Below are 21,175 nucleotides of genomic sequence, written 5' to 3'. Positions count from 1 at the left end.
AAGAGCTAGGCAGTAGCAAAGTTGAGCGGCGTAGCGTACATGAGTAACTAGGCAGCTTCGATCTTTGGTCGCGGGAACGCCAATTCTTGAAGTTCTACCTGAGTATACTCAAATGACTTGAAGAATTGGAATTGGATATAGTGGATAATATTTCTAGTGATGAAATAATCAAAAATATAAAAAAAGTTAGTGATAAATACCAAGAGATAATACTTTGTCTTATGCAGGGCAGGGGGAACATGATTCCTGCATCTCTTATTGATATGGATAAAAATAGAGTTATATTATCAAGCTTAAGTGAACAATTTATAAAAAATCCTGAAAAATTTTGGCAACTAAATATTCAGTATGTTGAGAAATTTCAGAATCTTGTCATAAATTCAGTAGAGAAATTTGTAGGGAAATCAACCACTCCTCTTTTTTCACCAAATAGTAAAGATAGAAGGTTTAAGGATTTAGCTTGGCAGGATAATGCGTATTTTGATTTTGTTAAGCAGTTCTATTTAATGTCTTCAGAATGGTTACAGGATAATATCGAACAATATGAACTAGCACCTGACCTTAAACAACATTTGGCATTTATGACGCATCAATTTATTAATGCCTTCTCTCCGTCAAATTTTGCTTTTGGTAACCCGATAGTTCTTAGTAAAATTTTGGAAACAGGTGGTCAGAATCTTGTTCAAGGCTTAGAGAACTTTCTTGCAGATATAAGAAATTCTAGTGATATATTAAATATAAAAACTACCGATAATAATGCTTTTTTACTTGGCAAAAATATAGCTACTACTAAAGGAAAAATTGTTTTTCAGAATCAATTAATACAGTTAATATGTTATGAACCTAAGCAAAAAACACGGGCGATACCATTACTTATAATACCACCCTGTATTAATAAATACTATATACTTGATCTATCTGAACATAATTCAATGGTAGCATTTCTTGTCGAACATAATTTTCAAGTATATATGGTCTCTTGGGTTAATCCCGATGAAACTCTAGCTGATAAAAGTTTTGAGGACTATGTAAAAGAAGGAGTTTTAGAAGCTTGTGAATATATAATGCGGTTTGGATATAACCATATTAATGCTATTGGTTATTGTATTGGTGGAACTTTTCTTGCAACTGCTGTTGCTTATCTGAAGGCAAATAATTTAAATTATATTAATAGTGTCAGCTTTATTACTACCCTTTTAGACTTTAAAAATCCTGGGGAGGTAAGTATTTTTGTCAATGAGTCATCGATTGCCATGATCGAACAAGAAATGAATTCTAAAGGATATTTTGATGGTCGTTATTTGTCGAATAGCTTTAGTTTGCTAAGAGCTAATGATTTAGTATGGTCGTTTTTTGTTAATAACTATCTGCTTGGTCAAACTCCAATGCCATTTGACTTATTATATTGGAATGCTGATCCAACGAATTTACCAACTAATATGTATAGCTACTACTTACGTAATATGTATCTAAATAATTTATTAAAAGAACCGAGTAACTTATCATTATTTGGTACGCCAATTGATTTGAGCAAGATTGACTGTAATTCTTTTTTCCTTGCTGCAAATGACGATCATATAGCTCCGTGGCGATCGGTGTATGAAGGATTAAAACTATTAAAAGGTAACAAAACCTTTTGTCTTACAAGTTCTGGACATGTTGCAGGGGTGGTTAATCCTCCTGCAATGTCTAAATATAATTATAAAACTAATAAAGACTTAACCTTGACTAGTGAATCATGGTTTATTAATGCTGACGAGCATCAAGGATCATGGTGGTCTTACTGGCTTACTTGGTTAGAAGATAATAGTGGTGAGTTAATAAAATCGATAGATTATGATAGGTTAAAATCCATCGAACTTGCCCCCGGCAAATATGCTCATAAAAGAATAGTTACCTAATCTCAGATATAAGTATACTGCTATGATTTCAAGAGTTTCGCGTAAATTGTGTGTAATACCAATTGTAATAATTAACACGGTGTATTTATCCAGTCTCTATACATAATTGATTTTACTAAATCTACATTATGAGCAAATTGATTCCAAGCGTAACAAGCCATAGTGACGATATCTTCATATACACCATAACATTGGTTAGACAAGAAATGATTTTTGATCCATGCCCAAACTTGTTCCATTGCATTAAGTTCCGGTGCATAGGGCGGAAGCGGTATCAAAGTGATATTGCTTGGCACAGTTAGTTTTTTGGCTGTGTGCCAACCTGCATTATCCGTTAGTAAAGCTATATGTCGGTTGCCTTGAATACTGCGAGAAAGGTCTTCTAAGAATTTATTCATTGCCTGTGTATTTGCATATGGTAAAATTAATGCAAAAGCTTCTCCTGTATCATGGCAAGCAGCTCCATAAATATATGTTGAAATGAATTGCTGTTGCCGAACTTTACGGGGTCTAGTGCCACGCTTAGCCCATATACGAGTTAAGCTACCTTGTTGCCCAACTCGAGTTTCATCCTGAGACCATATATCAACTTTACATCTATCGATATTTTTTGGTAATAATTCTGTTAGCATGTCTGGGAAGTTTTTTTATATGTATTTTGAGTCTCTTGATTTGACTTTGGATGCATTGAACGAGAAGTAATCCAGCTAAAACCAAGGCGGTGCATAGTATTGTAGACTGTTTTTAAAGTACATTTAGCACCATATTCCTCAAGTAACATGATATGTAGCTCCTTTCCAGTTATATACCCACCAGTTTTACTTTCACTGAGCGTATTGATTTTATCAAAAAGAGCAGACTCTTGTATAGTGTTAATCTTCCTAGGGGCACCGCTTCTTTGTGATTCAAATAATCCTTCAAAACCATGATTCCTAAATCTTCTGAGCCATGATTGCACAGTTTTCCAGTGTGACTTCACTATTTCAGATATGGCTTTAAAAGATTTGCCTAATTGAAGGTAATACATCGCCAATAAACGTATACGATTTCGACCATGCGGCTCATGTTTCATCATTTTTATAAAATCATGACCATGAAAACCTTGCGGTAATATTAACCTAGCCATTTGAGTACCTTTATCAGTTAAAAACCCATTTTACACCACTGCGTTAATTATTGCAATTGGTATAATACCTTTTTTATCCTCGCATAAGTTTTTCTATTATTGACTTTATAGGAGTATGGTTTAGAATTAAAAATGAAGTAACTGTAAAGTTACTTTGGGGTGTAGTAACCCTTAACTTAAGATGGTAGTCATCAGCCAAAAATGATGTTCCTCGATCTCATGGTCGGGGAGATGCTAGCTATGTTCAGGGCTTAAGGTTTATACCTTAAGCCTAAAGGCTATCGTAACTGTTCTTAAGCGGTTTTACTAACTCCCCGATCGCCAAAGTAATCTATCAAGATTCTTTGGTGGTTAAAACTTAATAACTCAATGATAGGTAAGCCACTAGTTTGACTAGTGAGACCATCAAGGCTTGGCCTTTAGATTTAGTATAAAATAAAAAGTTATCATATATAACTTCTTTGGCTTGACGGTCAAAGGAGAAAATATATGACAACATACGAAAGTTTAAATCATTCTAAATGGGATTGCAAATATCATATTGTGTTTATTTCAAAGTGTCGTAAAAAAGAATTGTACGGGAAGGTTAGAAAATATCTTGGGAACGTATTCCATGAGTTAGCTTTTCAACGTGGGAGCAAGATCATAGAGGGGCATATGGTACAAGATCATGTGCATATGCCATCAAGATTCCTCCTAAATATTCTGTAGCTGAAGTAATAGGCTATATCAAGGGGAAAAGTGCTATAGCCGTTGCTAGGCAGTTTGGTGGACGAAAACGTAATTTTAATGGAGAAAAGTTGTGGGCTAGAGGTTATGCGGTCTCAACTGTAGGATTTGAAGAGAATCAGATCAAACACTACATTAAGAATCAAGAGCAACTTGATAGTTTAGGCTCTGACGAATCAGGAGAATTTTAATTAACAATGGCAGCCCTTTGGGCTGCTCATAACCGTCAAGCCCCTCGCTTTGCGAGGGCGTTCTGACTTTAAGTTTAATCATAAAGGGGATACTGCTATGACATACACAACAACTTTACCTTCTGAAGCAATCATCTTTTTTGATCCGGTTTATGACCATCCTAAGGATATAAAACTTAGAGATGATGTTAGTGCTACTAGTGAACAAGATGGATTAATAATAGTTGAAATTATCGAATCTAAAGGACCTTATGACCACAGTACTTTTGGTAAGTTAATCCGCCGGGTAATGAGATGCAATAATAAGCCTGTCACCATCCTCATTAACGAAGATATACGGCATACAACAATTAACACTCTACTTTGGTCTGTACTTGGTACTTTGTCATCTGCCGGTCTAATTACCGTTACTACTTACGAAAGATCCTATAAAAAAGTACTCTTGAAAAAAGTAAATATAGAGGATGATTATTTTTTATACGTGGCTGCTACTTATTGTAAAAACCATTATAAATTTGCTAATGAACAATTAAATATTTAATACAGATGAGTAATATACTTCTCGTAAATGAAGAGTTGGTAGACGATAGTATAACTTCAAGAAGAGCTAGGCAGTAGCAAAGTCGAGCTGCTAGGCGTAATTAGTACGTGAGCAGCGGATATCTTTAGACATGACGACGCCAATTCTTGAAGTTCACCGAGTATACTATGGTTACTTAGAAACTCTTGCTAGCCTGATAGTTATTAGGTCTGAATTTAATTCAATATTAGTCATATATTCTGGCGTGAAATCGCTAGCAAATTCACTTAAGGTTTGCTCAAGAATGAATGTACTATGTTGCTCAACTATTTGCATAAAATCCGGTTTGCCTATGATTTCCAGGAAGATTCTATCATTCATGGCAAAATTGGCATCTTTTCTCGCTTGTTGAATAAAGCGTACTAAATCTCTTGCAATACCTTCTTCGTATAGTTCTTTTGTTATTTCTAAATCCAGTAATATTAGTCCATGATTATTAGCTAAAGATTTAGTTGCATGTCTTGTACCTTTAACATTTTTAGGTTCTAAAACTAGAGAGAACTCGTCTTTATTCAGCTTCTCTCCTGATATTATTAGATGCTCAGAGGTAAGCTGCCACTGATGTTTTTTAGAAGCTATTATGATATCTTTGACTTTATGAGGTAGACGCTTACCTAAATTAGGAAAGTTAATCGATAATTTATGATCGGCATAATTTTCTACATCATCTCTATAAATTACTTTTTTAACATTGATCTCATCTTTAATCAATTCTTCAAATTTTATTAATAATTCATTATTGTTGCTAATGATTGTTAAACTACTCAGTGGTTGTCGAGTCCGAATATTTTCACTACTTCTAATGAATAAAGCATTACTACAAATATCTAATATTTGATCCATAGTGCTGACCAAATCATAATCGATTTCTATCGTATCAAGTATAGGAAAATCTGCTAAATGAACACTGCCTCCTTGCTTTTCTAGCCCTGTGAGTCCCAAATAAATTTCCTCAGAAATTAATGGCAATAAACTGGATTGAGCAATAGACATTATTTCAAGACAAGTATACAAGGTATTATAAGCGTTTTTCTTATCTTGATCTTTTTCACTTTTCCAGAAACGATTCCTACTTCTTCTAATATACCAATTATTTAATACTTCAAAAAAATCGGCAATGCTACTATAAGCTATTTGACTGTCAAAATTATCTAATCCATGCTGAATTTTTTGTACTGATATTTTTAGTTTTGATAAAATATAACGATCTAGCACATTTTGAGAATTAAAGTCCAGCTCAGCTTTGATCTGATCGCTATTAGCATACAAAGTAAAGAAGTGGTAGGCATTCCAAATGGGTTTGATAAATAAACGTAGGCTCTCATAAACCATTTTTCCATCTTTATCGATCAATAATTCCTGACCTTTAACTATATTGGTAGAGAGCATGGTGACTCTTAGAGCGTCAGAACCATATTTATCAAATAATTCTAGTGGATCAGCATAATTATTAAGACGCTTTGATAATTTTTGTCCGGTGCTATCTAATATAACTCCATGACAAATACAATTTAAAAAAGGTGGTTGGTCAAATAAAGCAGTTGACAATACCATTAGAGTATAGAACCAACCGCGTGTTTGTGCTGAATATTCCACTATAAAGTCAGCAGGAAAATGTCCCTCAAACCACTCTTTATTTTCAAATGGGTAATGTGCTTGTCCATAAGGCATAGAGCCGCTTTCAAACCAACAATCAAAAACATCTTCTACTCTAACCATCATTGATTTACCGGTTGGATCGTCTGGATTGTTTCTAGTTAGCTGATCAATAAAAGGTCTATGTAAATCAACGATTGTCACTCCAAAATCTTTCTCTAGCTCCTCTATTGACCCATATACATCAATTCTTGGATAAGCCGGATCATCCGACTTCCACACTGGTAGAGGCGTCCCCCAAAATCTATTGCGACTAATTGACCAATCTCTAGCATTTTCTAACCATTTGCCAAATAGATTATCCCTGATATGCAAGGGTATCCAGTTAATTTGTTGGTTTAATTCAACCATCCTGTCTTTAAATTCGGTAACTTTTACATACCAAGAAGGAACTGCTTTGTATATAAGAGGGGTATCAGTACGCCAACAATGCGGATAATTATGAATATATTGCTCGGTTTTAAGCCAATTACCCTGGTTTTTTAGCTTAATAATAATTTGATCATTAGCATCAAATACTTGTAAACCAACAAAATCATAAATTTCTTTGGTGTATTTTCCAGCATTATCTACAGGACAAACGAGTTCTATTCCTTGAGATTGACAAAGAATCTGATCGTCTTCACCAAAGCCGGGAGCCATATGTACGATACCGGTGCCATCTCCTTCAACTACAAAATCTCCGGAGAGAACTTTGAAGCTACCAGGATGGTTGGAAAAATAATCGAATAATGGTCGGTAAGTAAGATTCAGGTTTAATAGGCACTTACCTTCAATTATATCATAATTTGTGTCAGCACTAAGCCCTAATTCTTTGGAATATTTTTCCAAAGCAAATTTAGCCAAAATATAACAAACCTGACCATTTGGCACTAAAGCATATTCAATATTTTCTCCAATGGCTAATGCTAAATTAGCCGGCAAAGTCCATGGAGTCGTAGTCCATGCCAGCATTCTGTACTCATTATAGGGTACAGAACTTGGCAATTTCTCATTAAGTACAAAACTTACCGTAACCGCCTTATCAGTTCTTTCTCTATATGAATTATCTAGCCTAGTCTCAAAATTAGATAAAGGTGTCTCACATGCCCAAGAATAAGGCATTACCCTCATCGATTCATAGAGAAGTCCTTTTTTGTATAACTCTTTAAAAGCCCACAAAACAGATTCCATAAAGGCTTTATCCATGGTTTTATAGGAATTATTGAAATCTACCCATCTTGCTTGCCTATTGACATATTCCTGCCACTGATCAGCATATTTCATGACCGATGTTTTACAATGCTCGTTAAATTTATCAATACCAAAATTGATGATGGCAGTTCTACCAGAAATACCCAACTCCTTTTCTGCTTGCATCTCGGCAGGTAGTCCATGACAATCCCAACCAAAGCGTCGCTCAACTCTTTTGCCTTTACTGGTTTGATAACGTGCATACACATCTTTGATAAAGCCAGTTAGCAAATGTCCATAATGTGGTAATCCATTAGCAAAGGGCGGGCCATCATAAAAGATGAATTCGTTATTTTGTCCATTAGACCTCTTTCGAAACTCTACTTCTGCTGGTGATTTGTACGTCGATGCGGTACTCGAATCCTCACGTACACTTGAGTACGCTGTGGTTCTGCGTTCCGCGTCTCCTTCAAATCCCTCAGCACAAGCGAGTTTCGAAGTAGGTCTACTTTCTAATGATGGTCTAGCATCTATAGTTTTTTGGAAAATATTGTGCTTCAGCCAATAAGCTAGAATCTTTTTTTCAATTGCTGGAAAATCAACATTAGATTGAATATCAGGGTAGTATTTTTTAGTCATGTTTGTAATATTGATTATAAAAATAGTCGAATAATTGGTATATCGACAGGATTTGGTAATTTAAAAATATTCTTACATTTAGAGGTCATAGTTATAATATTGGATAAGGATTTAGTAATATATTGATCAGTATCTACATTATTTTCCGACTCATCTTGAATATAATAAAGTATTGAAGTTATATAAACACTGAGTAACAGACCTCTCTTAGTATAATAATTATAATCTATAGACTTATCACCTGCATAACGCCAAATTAAGTCACATGTACGAAAAGCTATTTTTGTTGCGAATATGCTGTTTGATGGTGTGGTAAAATAACTGCGATTCTTCAAATGTATAAGTTTAGGTGTACAATCTTTTATTCTAATTCTTAAAGCTAAATCAATTTTATCCCTTATTTTAATCGGAGTTTCTTGTTGAGATAGCAAATCAAGCATGTTCTGGTCTTGCCAATTTTCAAAGAAATCAACTATTTCCCTTATGCCACCCGGAAAGATTATATGACAATATCCTTTAACAAACCCACATTCTTCCTCGGTATCTGCCAATAATTTATTATTCCACTGATTAAAAGCTAGTAGCTTTGGTAAAGTTTGTACAAATTGTACTTTTAAACTATGATATTTCTCTTCAATAGTCATAAATGCATCTTTTAATCTTGACATATAAGCTTAGTATATAGATGATGTTACTATCATTCAATAGTCTAATATGCTAAAATTCATGCTAAAAAGGGGGAATTAAAAGTGATACTAGTAAACGTTCATGCTGGAAATGGTGAGCAAGCAATTAAAAATTTGAAAAGAAAAATGCAGAGAGAGCTTGTGTTTCGTTCAATGAAAATGTCCCGTTTTTATGAGCCTCCTTCAGTAAAACGTGTTCGTAAAGATCAAGAAACAGAACGAAGAAAAAGAAAAGTTGCTCGTAAACAACTAATGGAAGGCTGATGGTTCTTATTTTTTAGCCCCCTGCCTACGCAGGGGTTGTACTAGTAATTTACGTGGTAATGACATCGTGTTGCCGTGGTTACATCGTTTCTTTCCTGCAAGCAAGTCCAATGTTAATAGACTTACTGCATAAGTCAATCTAGTTGGTGATTTTGTCGTCGAAACTCGCCTCCGCTCCTCACGTACGTCTGTGTACGCTGCGGTGCTCGGCTTCGTTTCTCCTAAAAATCCCTCAACTATCTTTGATTTATGCAGCAAGTCTAATATTTGAGATATTATGATTATTAGAACATATTTTTGCTATATTTTTTTTATAGTTTTAATAATATCATCTTTTATGATGCATACTCACGCAGCTGAAACAAAGAGTGCTAATTTGTATATTATAAGCGATAAAGCTTTTGTTGGGGATCGTAGTCAATTGCTAGGAGTAGCAAGAGAAAGCGAGAAATACTTTAAAAGCAAATCTGTTATGCTGAATGTTGAGGAATACGATAAATCTCAATTAGAAACCGTTAAGGATCAAATTAGCAGTAACAAAAATCTTGCCATTATAGTTTCAGTTGGTTATTACGGCATAGAATCAATAACTAAATTAAAGTCAGATTCTGAACTGGCAAAAAAGATTATCGCAGTACATCTTTCTCACCAATTATTAGATAATGGCACTTTATCACACAAGCAACTTGTCCAAGAAAAACGTGATAATTTTTTTGGTGCAGACATAATAGCATTGCCTAACCATGCATTAGATAAGCAGAATACTAAGCTTACTGGCGTGAATACTATACTTCTTACTACTAATGGGGTAGCCCATAATATGCAACTATCTGATATTGAATCAGAATATGCTGCATTTAAATCAATGTTCTCTTCCTTTGATAAATATTTAGCAGTGATTTTAGCAGGGGATGTACCGGAAAATGGTACATATCATTGCTACACAAATAAAGAAGCCGAGAAGTTAGGCGAATATGTTAGTAATCTTGCATTAAAAAATAATTATTTCGTATTAGTATCCAATGGACCACGTACAGGAAAATATGATTGTCAAAACAATAAAGAACTTAGTGTACATGAAAAAGATAGTATAATGGACACGGTGACATCAAGTTTCCAAAGGGTTTTACAAGAGAATCGAGTGCCCTTTAAATTATTTGACTTTAAGAAAGGACAACCAAGTATGTATAAGGCTATTCTTGGAGCTGTTTTATATAACAAGCATAGTTTGATTATAATACCAGGTGAGTCTACTTCTATGATCTCGGAAACCTTAGATATGTTACCTGCTAAAACTGTTGCGGTGTATTATAACTCCACAATGAACGAAACCCATAAAAGACATATAAAAAACGAGTTTAATGAAGGAAGAGTGTCAATTATTGATGAGAATATGCATCTTCATTTACCTAATATACCTAATAATATGCGAGCTAAGTATTATTCTGCTAGTGAGAATATAGCTAAGGGGATATATACTTTGTGGCATACTCGTACAGTTACTATCCCAAAGGTTATTAAATAGACCTGTCCCATACTTATCATCCTACTCTTACTATAGTGAAACCTATTGAATTAGGTGATATACTCGGTGAACTTCAAGAATTGGCGTCGTCGTGTCTAAAGATCTCCGCTGCTCACGTACTAATGTACGCTCCGCTGCTCGACTTTGACACTCCTAGCTCTTCTTGAAGTTGACCTTCGTCTACCAACTCTTCATTTACGAGCAGTATACAAACTTTGTGTCATACCTGCGAAAGCAGGTATCTAGATTTCCGCTGCGGCTAGGAATTATACCAATTGCAATAATTAACGCAGTGGTGTAAAATGGGTTTTTAACTGATAAAGGTACTCAAATGGCTAGGTTAATATTACCGCAAGGTTTTCATGGTCATGATTTTATAAAAATGATGAAACATGAGCCGCATGGTCGAAATCGTATACGTTTATTGGCGATGTATTACCTTCAATTAGGCAAATCTTTTAAAGCCATATCTGAAATAGTGAAGTCACACTGGAAAACTGTGCAATCATGGCTCAGAAGATTTAGGAATCATGGTTTTGAAGTGTTTATAAAAATAAAAACTAATTGAATATCTGAATTTCAATTACACCATATTCATCATCTCTACTCTTATGTTATGCTTTTCTAGAGTTTCAATTAATAACTCTGATACTTTAGGGCTAATATCACCATTTTCAATACTTTTACGGTCTATTATTATTTCACTAATAATCTTATTAGCTTCTAGAATTCTCACTAGTTCTATCACCCCATTGTTACTAATATTGTTATAGCTAAGATTCATTTGGGTTATACTCCTATTGATTTCTAAAACCTTGAGAAGTAGCATAAGCCCATCATCACCAATAAAACTCAGCTTAAGATTTATTCGCTGTATAGTATTGTTATTTTCTAGAAATTGAGCGAGTAACATTGCCCCATAGTCACCAATATTGTTGTACTTGAGGTCTATAGTGGTCAAATATTACACCATATTACCCTTGCATACGTTTAAGCTCTCTTAACTGTTGCTCTAATTCCTCTATCCTATTACATAGTGCTTCAGTATTATTGTTAGCTCTTTCTGTTTCTATTTGAAAAGTTACTTTATTTTCTTTTGAAGACATTAGGTTTTTCATGGCTTTCTCTCTAAATGTTCTAACTCAATGATAGGTAAGCCACTAGTTTGACTAGTGAGACCATCAAGGCTTGGCCTTTAGATTTAGTATAAAATAAAAAGTTATCATATATAACTTCTTTGGCTTGACGGTCAAAGGAGAAAATATATGACAACATACGAAAGTTTAAATCATTCTAAATGGGATTGCAAATATCATATTGTGTTTATTTCAAAGTGTCGTAAAAAAGAATTGTACGGGAAGGTTAGAAAATATCTTGGGAACGTATTCCATGAGTTAGCTTTTCAACGTGGGAGCAAGATCATAGAGGGGTATATGGTACAAGATCATGTGCATATGCTCATCAAGATTCCTCCTAAATATTCTGTAGCTGAAGTAATAGGCTATATCAAGGGGAAAAGTGCTATAGCCGTTGCTAGGCAGTTTGGTGGACGAAAACGTAATTTTAATGGAGAAAAGTTGTGGGCTAGAGGTTATGCGGTCTCAACTGTAGGATTTGAAGAGAATCAGATCAAACACTACATTAAGAATCAAGAGCAACTTGATAGTTTAGGCTCTGACGAATCAGGAGAATTTTAATTAACAATGGCAGCCCTTTGGGCTGCTCATAACCGTCAAGCCCCTCGCTTTGCGAGGGCGTTCTGACTTGATCACTCTCTATAATATCATATATTTTTGTTGATTTTAGATCCTTATGACCTAACGCTTCACCTATTAACTCTCTATCAGCTCCAGCTTTACGCATCAAACAACCGTGCGTTCTTCTTAAATCATGAATCCTTAACTCATCAATATTAGCCAATTGACAAATTTTCTTCCACGCTCTCTTAGGTGATGTTAAATGACCACAGCGACTCCTATCGCTAGGAAATACCCATATTGATCCAGTTTTATTCTCCTCTTTCCTTCTTGCCAACATTGTTATGGCATCTTCTACTAAATGAATTGGGAGTGCTTTGCGATTCTTAGTTTGAACAGCTGGTATATACCATATTCTATCTTCATAATTAATATTATTCCATTTTATAGACAAAACATTACTTTTCCTTGCCCCAGTAAGTAATGATAGTAAAAATACATCTGCCATTTGCCTATTTGTACTTGTCTTAATTGCATCAATAAATCTTGACATTTCCTCTTTGGTGTTAATATATCTTTCTCTCGCTTGTTCTTCATGTTCTTCAATACCAATAGCCGGATTCTTCCCTAATAGCCCCAAGGCAATAGCTTTATTGAATACCGCCCTTAACAACTCAAAAAACCTGTTAGCACTATATTTGGCCCTATTACTAATAACATTAAATATTTTCTGAATATCTTCCCTCGTTATAGCCGATATCTTTTTATCATACAAATCATCACCATCTCGATTCATTGTATCAATAGCATCTTCCCAATTCGTATTCTTACGCTTACAGTGTTCTTCAATATATTTATCAAAAAAAAACTGTTTAAAGGTTAGCTCAGTTGCCTTAGTTGGTTGATGATTTATTTCATTGTTTAAAATAGGTGACTTGTTAAAAGGGTGAATGCCTTTGTTGATCTGACCCTTGATTTCAACTGCTTTTTCTCTAGCTTCTACAAGAGAAATATCATTAGGTAACTTCTCGAATCTATCATTATGGAAGTCACCTAATCTAATAAATCTTGAAGTTTGAGTAAATGAAGAAATCTTATAAGTATTAGGGTTTTAATGACTAAAAAGGAGGTATTAAATGTTAGATATAATAAGAAAGTGGTCGGAGCAGAGAGATTTGAACTCCCGACCCTTTGGTCCCAAACCAAATGCGCTACCAGGCTGCGCCATGCTCCGAAAAATAAATGATGAAGATTAACAATAAAGTGTTAGTGGATTCATATTGCCTAATTATATAAACTATAATATAAGTCAAATCAATTTTTTTATTTTAAAATTTCATCATATTTATTAAATGTCTTCATTACATGCATCAATATTAACCATATTTCCAGAAATGTTCCCTGGATTTTTGCAATATTCCCTTGCAGGGCAAGCCTTAGAAAAGGGTATTTGGTCTTATAATGTGGTTAATATAAAAGATTTTGGATTAACTCGGCATAAAAATGTTGATGATGAGCCTTATGGTGGTGGTAACGGACTGATAATGCGTCCAGATGTGGTGGGTAGTTGTATAGAGCATGTTTTGTCTTCAAATCCTAATGCCAAAATATATTATCCCTCACCAAGAGGAAAGCTATTTACCCAAAATATTGCTCGTGAAATTATACAAGAAAAGCAAATAATAATTTTATGTGGTCGCTTTGAAGGGGTTGACGAACGTGTAATTGAAGAGTATAATATGACGGAAATTAGTATAGGGGATTATATTTTATCTGGTGGTGAGGTGGCAGCTCTTGCTATTCTTGATTGCTTGATTAGATTACTTCCGAATGTATTACTGAATCAAGACACATTGCAATCAGAATCTTTTGAGGAAAATGGAGAGTTCGCTGGATTGCTTGAATGTCCTTTATATACGAGACCGGCAAAGTGGAAAAATAGAGAAGTTCCAAGTATTTTGTTGTCTGGTAATCATCAGTTAATTAGAGATTGGAAAAGCAAGCAATCTTTAGAGATTACTAAAAAACGTAGACCGGATTTATTAAATATTTATAGGAGTTTAAGGTAATGAATATTATTGAAGAGTTTGAACAACAGCAAATTCTAAAACTAACGGAAAATAAAAAGATTCCTGACTTTAAAGCAGGGGATACTGTAAAGGTTACTGTAAAAATAATTGATAGAGCAGTTGAAAAAGATGGTAAGGAAAAATTACTAGAAAGATTTCAAATGTATGAAGGTGTAGTAATTGCTAGAAGAAATAGTGGTGTTGCATCTTCTTTTGTAGTTCGTAAGGTCAGTCATGGTGAAGGTGTAGAAAGACGATTTATGATTTTCTCACCAATTGTACATTCGATTGAAGTTGTTAAATATGGTGTAGTACGTCGTGCTAAACTATATTATTTAAGAAATCTAAGTGGTAAAGCAGCTAGAATTAAAGAAAAACTTCAAGTAAATCCTAATAAAGTAATTAAGAAAAAGGTGGTTGCTTAAGGGGAAGGACGGCTAAGGATGTAGAAGCTCTTTAGCTGCCTTCAAGCTCGCATCGGTAATAGATTTGCCTGAGATCATACGAGCAAGTTCAGCTTGCCTCTCTTGAAGATTTAGATTTTTTATAGTAATTTTAGTACTTTCATTCAATTGTAGCTTGTTAACGACAATATGCTGATCTGCCTTACCTGCCACTTGCGGTTGGTGAGTAATTGCGATAACTTGGGCAATAGAGCTAAGCTTTTTTAGTTTTTCTCCTACTTTATCGGCTACGATACCACCAATTCCCGTATCTATTTCATCAAAAATAATAGTTTCCTTAAGTAGTTTATCAAAAAGACAAATTTTTAGTGCTAACATAAATCTTGATAATTCACCACCAGAAGCAATTTTATCAATAGGAGCAAGTTGCATACCAGGGTTAGTTGAGGCAACGAAACGCACATTATCGATACCATTATCTGATACCCTACATAACATTACTTGAGAAGTATCCCTGTCTTCCAAAAAATGTTTATTGTCAGTTTGGTTTGCAATATTATCCTTAGGTACTATTTCTACTTTAAAAATTGCCTTTTCCATTTTAAGTTGTTCAAGCTCTTTTTGCATAGCTAACTCTAGGTTTTTGGCTACTTTAGAACGCTGATTCGATAAAGCTTCAGCTAGTTCAAAATATTTTTTATGACCAGCTAGCTTATTAATATCTAGGATTTTAACGTTATTAATTTTATCCTTCAGGGCATTTAATTGTTGGGTAGAATTGTCAACAAATTCAGGTATTTTATCGCAAGAAATATTATATTTTCGTGCTATGTCACGAATTTTAAACAGCCTTTCTTCCACTTCATCTAAGTTAAATTCATTTGTATCGAAGTTATTAATAATGTTTTGTAATTTTATACGTGCTTCTTCTAGACTATTATAACAATCATCTAAATTTAATGAAATAGAGGCAAATTCTTCATTTTCCTGTAAGTTACGGGCTATTAAACGTTGAACATTAGTAATGGACTTATTAATTTCAGGAGTTTCAAGATGTGATAATATATCTTGAGTTACTTGTATTTCTTTATCACGATTTTGTAAACTGCGTCTTATAGTGGTAAGTTTTTCTTCTTCTCCTACTTGATAGTCAAGAGTTTTTAATTCCTTGGTTACAAAATTTAAATAATCTATCTCTCGTTCTATAGTATCTTTATCTTTTGTGACTTTATTGATTTCTTTAGTAGTTGCTTGTAAAATATTGAAATGCTCGGATAATTCAGCTCTTAAACCTAGAAGGTTTCCATAATCGTCTAGAATATTAATATGGGAGGAGGGGGTAAGAAGGGTAGTAGGGCTATTTTGTCCATGAAGTTCAAATAAATAATCTGCTACTTGTTGTAAGGTATTTACTGTCACCGCTTGATCATTTATAAGAAATTTTTTGCGGTTACCAGATTTTTGGATACGTTTTATCAGTAATTCTTGGTCACACTCAATATTAAATTGTTCCAAAAGCTTTTTAAAATCATTATTGAGAGTAAATGTTGTAGCAACCGTACAATAATCGCATCCATGTTTTATTACATTATCAGAGAATTTGTTACCTAAAGAGAACAAAATTGCATCTAGCAAAATAGACTTACCAGCTCCAGTTTCACCGGTAATCACACATAGTCCTTTTTCAAACTCTATGTCCAATTCATCTATCAGAATAAAATTCTTCACCGAAAGACTTTGTAACATTCTGCCTCTTGTATACTGCTCGTAAATGAAGAGTTGGTAGACGAAGGTCAACTTCAAGAAGAGCTAGGAGTGTCAAAATCGAGCAGCGGAGCGTACATTAGTACGTGAGCAGCTTCGATCTTTAGACACGACGACGCCAATTCTTGAAGTTCACCGAGTATATAACTCTACTTTTGTTGCTAATTTGGGCATCTAGGTCACTCGATACCGTCTAACGCTAATTCGGGATAAGAATTAACTAATTCTTATCCCGAATTCGCGTGTCTAATAAATTTAATCCTCTAAATTAGGAAGGTTAATTCCATAACCATTTTTACACTAATTTTGTACTTCTTTAAATTTTTTTGAAAAGTCTGCATTACGGACTTGAGTCCAAGAGTGACGTAAAATTTACCAGCAAAAGTAGAATTGTAAAAAAATTCTATTATTGCGATGGTGTTTTATTTGATCCCTTTGGAAAGTTGTTAATAAATGGTTGACAATATTTATACCAGTTACTATCCGGATAGTTGTGACCAAGTACTGCAGCATATTTCTTTGCTTCAATGTTAAGCCCCAACATTAAATAACTTTCTACTAAACGATAAAGTGCTTCTGGTATATGTGATGTAGTTTGGTAATTATCCACAATAAGCTGAAATCTATTGATAGCAGCTATCGGGTTATTTTTACTGAGATAATAACGACCTACATCCATTTCCTTACCGGCTAAATGATCATTTACTAAATCAATTTTTAAAGATGCATCAATTGAATATTTTGTTTTAGGGAAAAGTTTTATAACATCTTCAAAACTTTCTTTAGCTAAAAAGGTTCTTGATTGATCAAGCTGTACATTTGAGATTTGCATATAATACGATAATGCCTTTAGGTAATACGCATATGCAATATCTTCATGCATTGGATGAAGCTTAATAAAAGTATCAAGTACATCTACCGCTTCCTCATACTGACATGCTAAAAATAAAGAATAGGCTTGCATTAACTCAGCTTGAGGAGTCATTTTATTACCAGGATCTTGATAAAAAATTCTAGAAAATTCCTCGGCAGCTTTCAAATATTTTTGTTTTTCCAGTAAAACAATGCCATTATTGTATAATTCAGGAGCTGGAACAATTAAATCTTCATCTATCTTCTTAGTTTTACAGCTAGATAAAGCTAAGCAGGTAGTGATGGTATAAAATAATAATTTTGTTAATTTCATATAGAGCTTACAAGTTTTTTTAAATTTAATCTCTTAATTATATAGGATTTTACTATATTATATCGAACTCATGTTACAATATTAAAAATGTGTAGAAAACTTTAGATGGAAAAGTTGCTTTTCATCATAAGGTTTCTTTTTAATTGGCCAAGCCCAATCCATTCTGATAGGGGCAAAGCGAGTAACCCATATAAAACCCACCCCAACAGAAGCACGAAGTGACTTATCATTATAAAAACTATCAGATTTATAAATACTTTTAGAATTTAATCCTACACCCCAAAGACTACCAGCATCCATAAAAACAGCTCCAGTTAAATTAAAATCTTCTGGTAAACCAGTTGGAAAGTTGAGTTCTGTTGAAAATGTATAATATTTTTCTCCGCCAAGACCTTCATTTGTTGTTTTTTCTCTAGGACCTATTCCACTAGCAGCAAATCCTCTAAGGCTATAATCACCCAAATTAAACCGATCAGAAATTCTTACAGTTTTACCTCCTACACCCATAATATCACCGACACTACTTGAAAGTTTTAAAGTGAATTTATTATTGATAAAAGATTTAAAATATTTACCGTCTAGTTCATGTTTTAAATATTTATTATTACCCCCAACACCAGCAAATTCCTGAGTGCCGCTAATAACATAACCATTTTTAGGAATAATACTACTATCAAGCTGAGCATAAGTGATAGTATGTCCGATGGCTGATGTGATGAATTTTCCCATCTGTTCAGTTAAGAATATAGAACTTGAATTACCTGGAGAGCTTAATACATCTCTCTTAAGAGTATAGTCAATTTCATGTCTTAAGTCTTCCGCAATATCATAACCAAGAGAAGGTTTGAGTCCTATAGATTTTAACGTATAATTTTGATCTCCTTGTGAAAGAAATGAAGTCCCACGACCGCTATAATTATTGAAAACATTAAAACCTAGCGATACATCTTTATCAAGAAAATGAGGTTCGGTTATACCACCATAGTAACTAATACTCTTTTTTCCTACTTGTACTCCAGCATTTAACACTTTTCCAGTACCAATTAAATTACGTTCCAAAAATGATATACGTCCAAATGGTCCTCCCGCTGTGTTATAGCCAGCATCAAAACTAATTGAAGATGTTGATTTTTCCTCAACGTCAATATTAATATCATATTTGTCTTTTCGTGTTGTTGGTGTAACGCTAATAAGTACTTTTTCAAAATAATCCAAATTACGTAGATTCTGATGACCTTTTTCTATATAAGAACGGTTAAATATATCTCCTTCAGAAATTTTAAATTCTCGTCTAATAACTTTATCTTCAGTTTTTAGATTATTTGTAATATTAATTTGATTAATAAATACTTTTTCTGCCTTATCTATAACAAATTTAATATCAGCAGTATTATCAGGATTTTTACTACTTATATCAGGGTAAACATTAATTCCTGGATAACCTTTACTTGCAAAATGTGAAGAGATTTTATTTGCTATTTTATTTAAACTATTAATATTAAATGTATCACCCGACTTAACATTAATATATTTTTTAATTTCATTTATATCAATATTAGGTAATTTATTGTCAATAGTAATGTTGCCAAAATTATATTTTGCCCCTTCTTCAATAGAGTAAGTGATAGTAAAATATTCTTTGGTTGGATTGAGTTCTGCTGTAACAGAAATAACACGAAAATCGGCAAATCCTACTGACTGATAGAATTCCTTTAACAATTCTTTATCATACTCTAGGCGGTCTGGATCGTAGGTATCATTTGTTTCTAAAAAGTTAAACCATTTTGACTGTTTTGTTAGGATAACAGATTGTAGTTCTGTACTACGGTAATTATTATTTCCACTGAAATAGATTTTTTTAACAGTTGTTTTAGGTCCTTCTGCAATATCAAAAGTAACTTTTACTCTGTCGTTCTCAAGTCTCTCAATTTTTGGCGTTACGGTTGTAGAAAAACGACCTGAACGTTTGTATATCTCTTTAATTTTTTCCACATCTAATTGGATTTTAGCTGGACTCATTGATTCACCAGACATGGTAAGCAATTCTTTTGATAATGAGGATGTTTTGATTTTAGAATTACCTGTAAACACTACTTTAGTAATAAACGGAGTTTCTGATACAGTAACTATCAAATTACCACCATTGCCTAGTGTAATACTTATATTGTCAAACAAAGACGTTGAGTAAAGGTTTTTGATTGCTTCATCTCCTTTGGATGTATTATATTCTTCTCCTACTTGAAGCTTTAAGTAATTTTCAATAGTCGATTTTTCGATTATTTTATTACCTTGAATAGTTATTTTTTTAATATACTCAGCCGATAAAGCTGATGTATTATATAAAACAGTTGTTGCCAAAATAGCTAGTTTAATAGTTGATTTGACGTTTGTTTTCACAAGAACCTTCTTTTGTTTGGTTTTATAAGTCATACTGAAATTTAAAATACTAAGTTTTTTATATCATTTGACAAGGAAATTACAATAAGAAAAATAATTATCCCCATACCTAGTCTTAGTATAACATTTTTTATAGCTGCACTAAGTGTTTTTCCAAAAATTGTTTGATATATTATGAACATTAAATGTCCACCATCTAGAACTGGAATCGGTAGCAAATTAAGTAGACCTAGATTAATTGATATCATGGCAACAAATAGGGCAAAATTTGCTACCCCTTGTTCTAAAGATTTTCCTGATTCCTTGGCAATGGTAATTGGTCCACCAATTTCATTTAACGATCTTGTTCCCATTAGCATTTGTCCGAAGTGTCTTAAAATTAAACCTGAGATATAAACAACATCTACAGAACCTTGATATATACTTTGGAAAATATTCATTTTAATGTAAATAGGTTCATTCTTAGCAATAACTCCTATATAAGGTCTTTTTATCTCAGGTTGATTATCCAGTTTTTGACTAATCTCTTTTGGAGTTATAACAATATCAATAATCTCATCATGCCTTTCAACTAAAAGATTGATGGGTTTAGTTCCGCTCATGAATATATTTCTCTGTAAATCGACAAAACTATCAATTTTATTAGTGCCAATCATAATAACTTTATCATTTTCTCTAAGCCCAGCTAATTCAGCAGGTGAATTGACCGCTACTTCACCAATTATAGGAGGTATTTCTACTTGACCATGAGAAAAATAAATAGTTGTGAATATGAGAATGGCTAACAAGTAATTAGCTATAGGTCCAGCAGCTATAATTAAGAATTGAACCCAAAGAGGCTTGCTAAGAAAAGTGAGTGGTCTATTATCCTGAGTATTTTTAAGTGTTGCAGGGTCAAATCCATAAATTTTAACGTAACCACCGAAGGGTAGGGTGCAAATTTTCCATTTTACGCCATCTTTGTCTATTTTAGAGAAGAGTTCCTTACCAAAACCTATCGAGAATTCCTCAACCTTTACTCCAAATATTTTAGCTATGTAATAATGACCAAACTCATGAATAAAGACTAATAAGCTGATTGTTAGAATAAATCCGAATATTGATAACATACAACTCATTATTTTTTAAAGAGGTTTACTAAGTTATGCTTTTTTGCTATAGCTAATAGATTAAATACCAATACATCAA

General features: G+C 33.5%; 19 protein-coding genes, 1 tRNA gene and 1 pseudogene. 9 read left to right on the top strand and 12 right to left on the bottom strand.

The window, feature by feature from the left end:
- The first annotated feature begins 140 nt into the window (after positions 1-140).
- Positions 141-1,901: a class I poly(R)-hydroxyalkanoic acid synthase gene (locus AAHM80_RS06040; protein WP_342259604.1), complete on the top strand. Its 1,761-nt coding sequence runs from the start codon at positions 141-143 to the stop codon at positions 1,899-1,901.
- A 71-nt stretch (positions 1,902-1,972) separates the two neighbouring features.
- Here AAHM80_RS06040 and AAHM80_RS06035 read toward each other — a convergent pair whose 3' ends face one another.
- Together AAHM80_RS06035 and AAHM80_RS06030 are read right to left on the bottom strand one after the other, a co-directional pair.
- Positions 1,973-2,533 carry an IS630 family transposase gene (locus AAHM80_RS06035; protein ID WP_342259405.1) on the bottom strand — a complete coding sequence of 187 codons (561 nt, stop codon included), beginning with the start codon at positions 2,531-2,533 and terminating at the stop codon, positions 1,973-1,975.
- Positions 2,527-3,027: a helix-turn-helix domain-containing protein gene (locus AAHM80_RS06030; RefSeq protein WP_342259385.1), complete on the bottom strand. Its 501-nt coding sequence runs from the start codon at positions 3,025-3,027 to the stop codon at positions 2,527-2,529. Before AAHM80_RS06030 ends, AAHM80_RS06035 begins: the two co-directional genes overlap by 7 nt.
- A 489-nt stretch (positions 3,028-3,516) precedes the next feature.
- Here AAHM80_RS06030 and tnpA (AAHM80_RS06025) point away from each other — a divergent pair.
- Both tnpA (AAHM80_RS06025) and AAHM80_RS06020 read left to right on the top strand, forming a co-directional pair.
- Positions 3,517-3,947, top strand: a pseudogene (gene tnpA, locus AAHM80_RS06025) (IS200/IS605 family transposase).
- 97 nt (positions 3,948-4,044) lie between these two features.
- Positions 4,045-4,488 (top strand): hypothetical protein, encoded by a 444-nt coding sequence (locus AAHM80_RS06020; protein WP_342259603.1) that lies wholly within the window; start codon positions 4,045-4,047, stop codon positions 4,486-4,488.
- 171 nt (positions 4,489-4,659) lie between these two features.
- Here AAHM80_RS06020 and ileS read toward each other — a convergent pair whose 3' ends face one another.
- The gene (ileS, locus tag AAHM80_RS06015; RefSeq protein ID WP_342259602.1) at positions 4,660-7,995 is read right to left on the bottom strand and encodes an isoleucine--tRNA ligase; all 3,336 of its coding nucleotides are present in this window, start codon (positions 7,993-7,995) and stop codon (positions 4,660-4,662) included.
- 14 nt (positions 7,996-8,009) lie between these two features.
- Complete coding sequence (locus AAHM80_RS06010) at positions 8,010-8,639, bottom strand: COQ9 family protein (protein ID WP_342260448.1); 630 nt, start codon at positions 8,637-8,639, stop codon at positions 8,010-8,012.
- 105 nt (positions 8,640-8,744) lie between these two features.
- Between AAHM80_RS06010 and rpsU the strand changes: the two genes are divergently transcribed.
- The 3 genes from rpsU (at position 8,745) to AAHM80_RS05995 (ending at position 11,038) form a co-directional block, all read left to right on the top strand.
- Complete coding sequence (gene rpsU, locus AAHM80_RS06005; RefSeq protein ID WP_341748434.1) at positions 8,745-8,945, top strand: 30S ribosomal protein S21; 201 nt, start codon at positions 8,745-8,747, stop codon at positions 8,943-8,945.
- A 337-nt stretch (positions 8,946-9,282) separates the two neighbouring features.
- Positions 9,283-10,470, top strand: a complete 1,188-nt coding sequence (locus AAHM80_RS06000) for a hypothetical protein (protein ID WP_342259601.1) — start codon at positions 9,283-9,285, stop codon at positions 10,468-10,470.
- Positions 10,471-10,801: 331 nt separating this feature from the next.
- Positions 10,802-11,038, top strand: a complete 237-nt coding sequence (locus tag AAHM80_RS05995; protein WP_342259600.1) for a helix-turn-helix domain-containing protein — start codon at positions 10,802-10,804, stop codon at positions 11,036-11,038.
- Positions 11,039-11,053: 15 nt separating this feature from the next.
- Here the strand turns inward: AAHM80_RS05995 and AAHM80_RS05990 are convergent, their stop codons facing one another.
- A complete protein-coding gene (locus tag AAHM80_RS05990; RefSeq protein WP_342259599.1) occupies positions 11,054-11,431 on the bottom strand; it encodes a hypothetical protein in 378 nt (125 codons plus the stop codon).
- Positions 11,432-11,444: 13 nt separating this feature from the next.
- Positions 11,445-11,588: a hypothetical protein gene (locus tag AAHM80_RS05985; RefSeq protein WP_342259598.1), complete on the bottom strand. Its 144-nt coding sequence runs from the start codon at positions 11,586-11,588 to the stop codon at positions 11,445-11,447.
- Positions 11,589-11,735: 147 nt separating this feature from the next.
- Between AAHM80_RS05985 and tnpA (AAHM80_RS05980) the strand changes: the two genes are divergently transcribed.
- Positions 11,736-12,167 (top strand): IS200/IS605 family transposase, encoded by a 432-nt coding sequence (gene tnpA, locus AAHM80_RS05980; protein WP_342259597.1) that lies wholly within the window; start codon positions 11,736-11,738, stop codon positions 12,165-12,167.
- Here tnpA (AAHM80_RS05980) and AAHM80_RS05975 read toward each other — a convergent pair.
- Positions 12,112-12,963 (bottom strand): site-specific integrase, encoded by an 852-nt coding sequence (locus AAHM80_RS05975; RefSeq protein ID WP_342259596.1) that lies wholly within the window; start codon positions 12,961-12,963, stop codon positions 12,112-12,114. The genes tnpA (AAHM80_RS05980) and AAHM80_RS05975 overlap by 56 nt on opposite strands.
- 361 nt (positions 12,964-13,324) lie before the next feature.
- Positions 13,325-13,401: transfer RNA gene (locus AAHM80_RS05970), tRNA-Pro, on the bottom strand.
- 118 nt (positions 13,402-13,519) lie between these two features.
- On the opposite strand from AAHM80_RS05970, the gene trmD reads away from it, so the two are divergent.
- The gene (gene trmD, locus AAHM80_RS05965) at positions 13,520-14,236 is read left to right on the top strand and encodes a tRNA (guanosine(37)-N1)-methyltransferase TrmD (RefSeq protein ID WP_342259595.1); all 717 of its coding nucleotides are present in this window, start codon (positions 13,520-13,522) and stop codon (positions 14,234-14,236) included.
- Positions 14,236-14,661 (top strand): 50S ribosomal protein L19, encoded by a 426-nt coding sequence (gene rplS, locus AAHM80_RS05960; RefSeq protein ID WP_342259594.1) that lies wholly within the window; start codon positions 14,236-14,238, stop codon positions 14,659-14,661. Before trmD ends, rplS begins: the two co-directional genes overlap by 1 nt.
- A 12-nt stretch (positions 14,662-14,673) precedes the next feature.
- Here the strand turns inward: rplS and recN are convergent, their stop codons facing one another.
- The 4 genes from recN to rseP form a co-directional block, all read right to left on the bottom strand.
- Positions 14,674-16,386 (bottom strand): DNA repair protein RecN, encoded by a 1,713-nt coding sequence (recN, locus tag AAHM80_RS05955; RefSeq protein WP_342259593.1) that lies wholly within the window; start codon positions 16,384-16,386, stop codon positions 14,674-14,676.
- A gap of 424 nt (positions 16,387-16,810) precedes the next feature.
- Positions 16,811-17,590 (bottom strand): outer membrane protein assembly factor BamD, encoded by a 780-nt coding sequence (locus AAHM80_RS05950; RefSeq protein WP_342259592.1) that lies wholly within the window; start codon positions 17,588-17,590, stop codon positions 16,811-16,813.
- Between the two features lie 81 nt (positions 17,591-17,671).
- Complete coding sequence (gene bamA, locus AAHM80_RS05945) at positions 17,672-19,987, bottom strand: outer membrane protein assembly factor BamA (RefSeq protein ID WP_410521484.1); 2,316 nt, start codon at positions 19,985-19,987, stop codon at positions 17,672-17,674.
- A gap of 41 nt (positions 19,988-20,028) precedes the next feature.
- The gene (gene rseP / locus AAHM80_RS05940) at positions 20,029-21,096 is read right to left on the bottom strand and encodes an RIP metalloprotease RseP (RefSeq protein WP_342259591.1); all 1,068 of its coding nucleotides are present in this window, start codon (positions 21,094-21,096) and stop codon (positions 20,029-20,031) included.
- Positions 21,097-21,175: the final 79 nt, after the last annotated feature.

The sequence above is a fragment of the Candidatus Tisiphia endosymbiont of Metellina segmentata genome (genome assembly GCF_964030715.1).
Lineage (GTDB): Bacteria > Pseudomonadota > Alphaproteobacteria > Rickettsiales > Rickettsiaceae > Tisiphia.
Note: the sequence above shows the minus strand (reverse complement) of the source record. Positions and strands in the feature narration are given on the sequence as shown.

What these genes read in the sequence shown, in the direction of transcription:
- AAHM80_RS06010 (WP_342260448.1), bottom strand. Translation starts at nt 8,639, where the DNA reads ATGACTATTGAAGAGAAATATCATAGTTTAAAAGTACAATTTGTACAA.
- tnpA (WP_342259597.1), top strand. Translation starts at nt 11,736, where the DNA reads ATGACAACATACGAAAGTTTAAATCATTCTAAATGGGATTGCAAATAT.
- trmD (WP_342259595.1), top strand. Translation starts at nt 13,520, where the DNA reads ATGTCTTCATTACATGCATCAATATTAACCATATTTCCAGAAATGTTC.
- AAHM80_RS05975 (WP_342259596.1), bottom strand. Translation starts at nt 12,963, where the DNA reads ATGAATCGAGATGGTGATGATTTGTATGATAAAAAGATATCGGCTATA.
- AAHM80_RS05985 (WP_342259598.1), bottom strand. Translation starts at nt 11,588, where the DNA reads ATGAAAAACCTAATGTCTTCAAAAGAAAATAAAGTAACTTTTCAAATA.
- recN (WP_342259593.1), bottom strand. Translation starts at nt 16,386, where the DNA reads ATGTTACAAAGTCTTTCGGTGAAGAATTTTATTCTGATAGATGAATTG.
- AAHM80_RS06020 (WP_342259603.1), top strand. Translation starts at nt 4,045, where the DNA reads ATGACATACACAACAACTTTACCTTCTGAAGCAATCATCTTTTTTGAT.
- AAHM80_RS05950 (WP_342259592.1), bottom strand. Translation starts at nt 17,590, where the DNA reads ATGAAATTAACAAAATTATTATTTTATACCATCACTACCTGCTTAGCT.
- AAHM80_RS06000 (WP_342259601.1), top strand. Translation starts at nt 9,283, where the DNA reads ATGATGCATACTCACGCAGCTGAAACAAAGAGTGCTAATTTGTATATT.
- ileS (WP_342259602.1), bottom strand. Translation starts at nt 7,995, where the DNA reads ATGACTAAAAAATACTACCCTGATATTCAATCTAATGTTGATTTTCCA.
- AAHM80_RS06035 (WP_342259405.1), bottom strand. Translation starts at nt 2,533, where the DNA reads ATGCTAACAGAATTATTACCAAAAAATATCGATAGATGTAAAGTTGAT.
- rseP (WP_342259591.1), bottom strand. Translation starts at nt 21,096, where the DNA reads ATGTTATCAATATTCGGATTTATTCTAACAATCAGCTTATTAGTCTTT.
- AAHM80_RS06030 (WP_342259385.1), bottom strand. Translation starts at nt 3,027, where the DNA reads ATGGCTAGGTTAATATTACCGCAAGGTTTTCATGGTCATGATTTTATA.
- rplS (WP_342259594.1), top strand. Translation starts at nt 14,236, where the DNA reads ATGAATATTATTGAAGAGTTTGAACAACAGCAAATTCTAAAACTAACG.
- AAHM80_RS05995 (WP_342259600.1), top strand. Translation starts at nt 10,802, where the DNA reads ATGGCTAGGTTAATATTACCGCAAGGTTTTCATGGTCATGATTTTATA.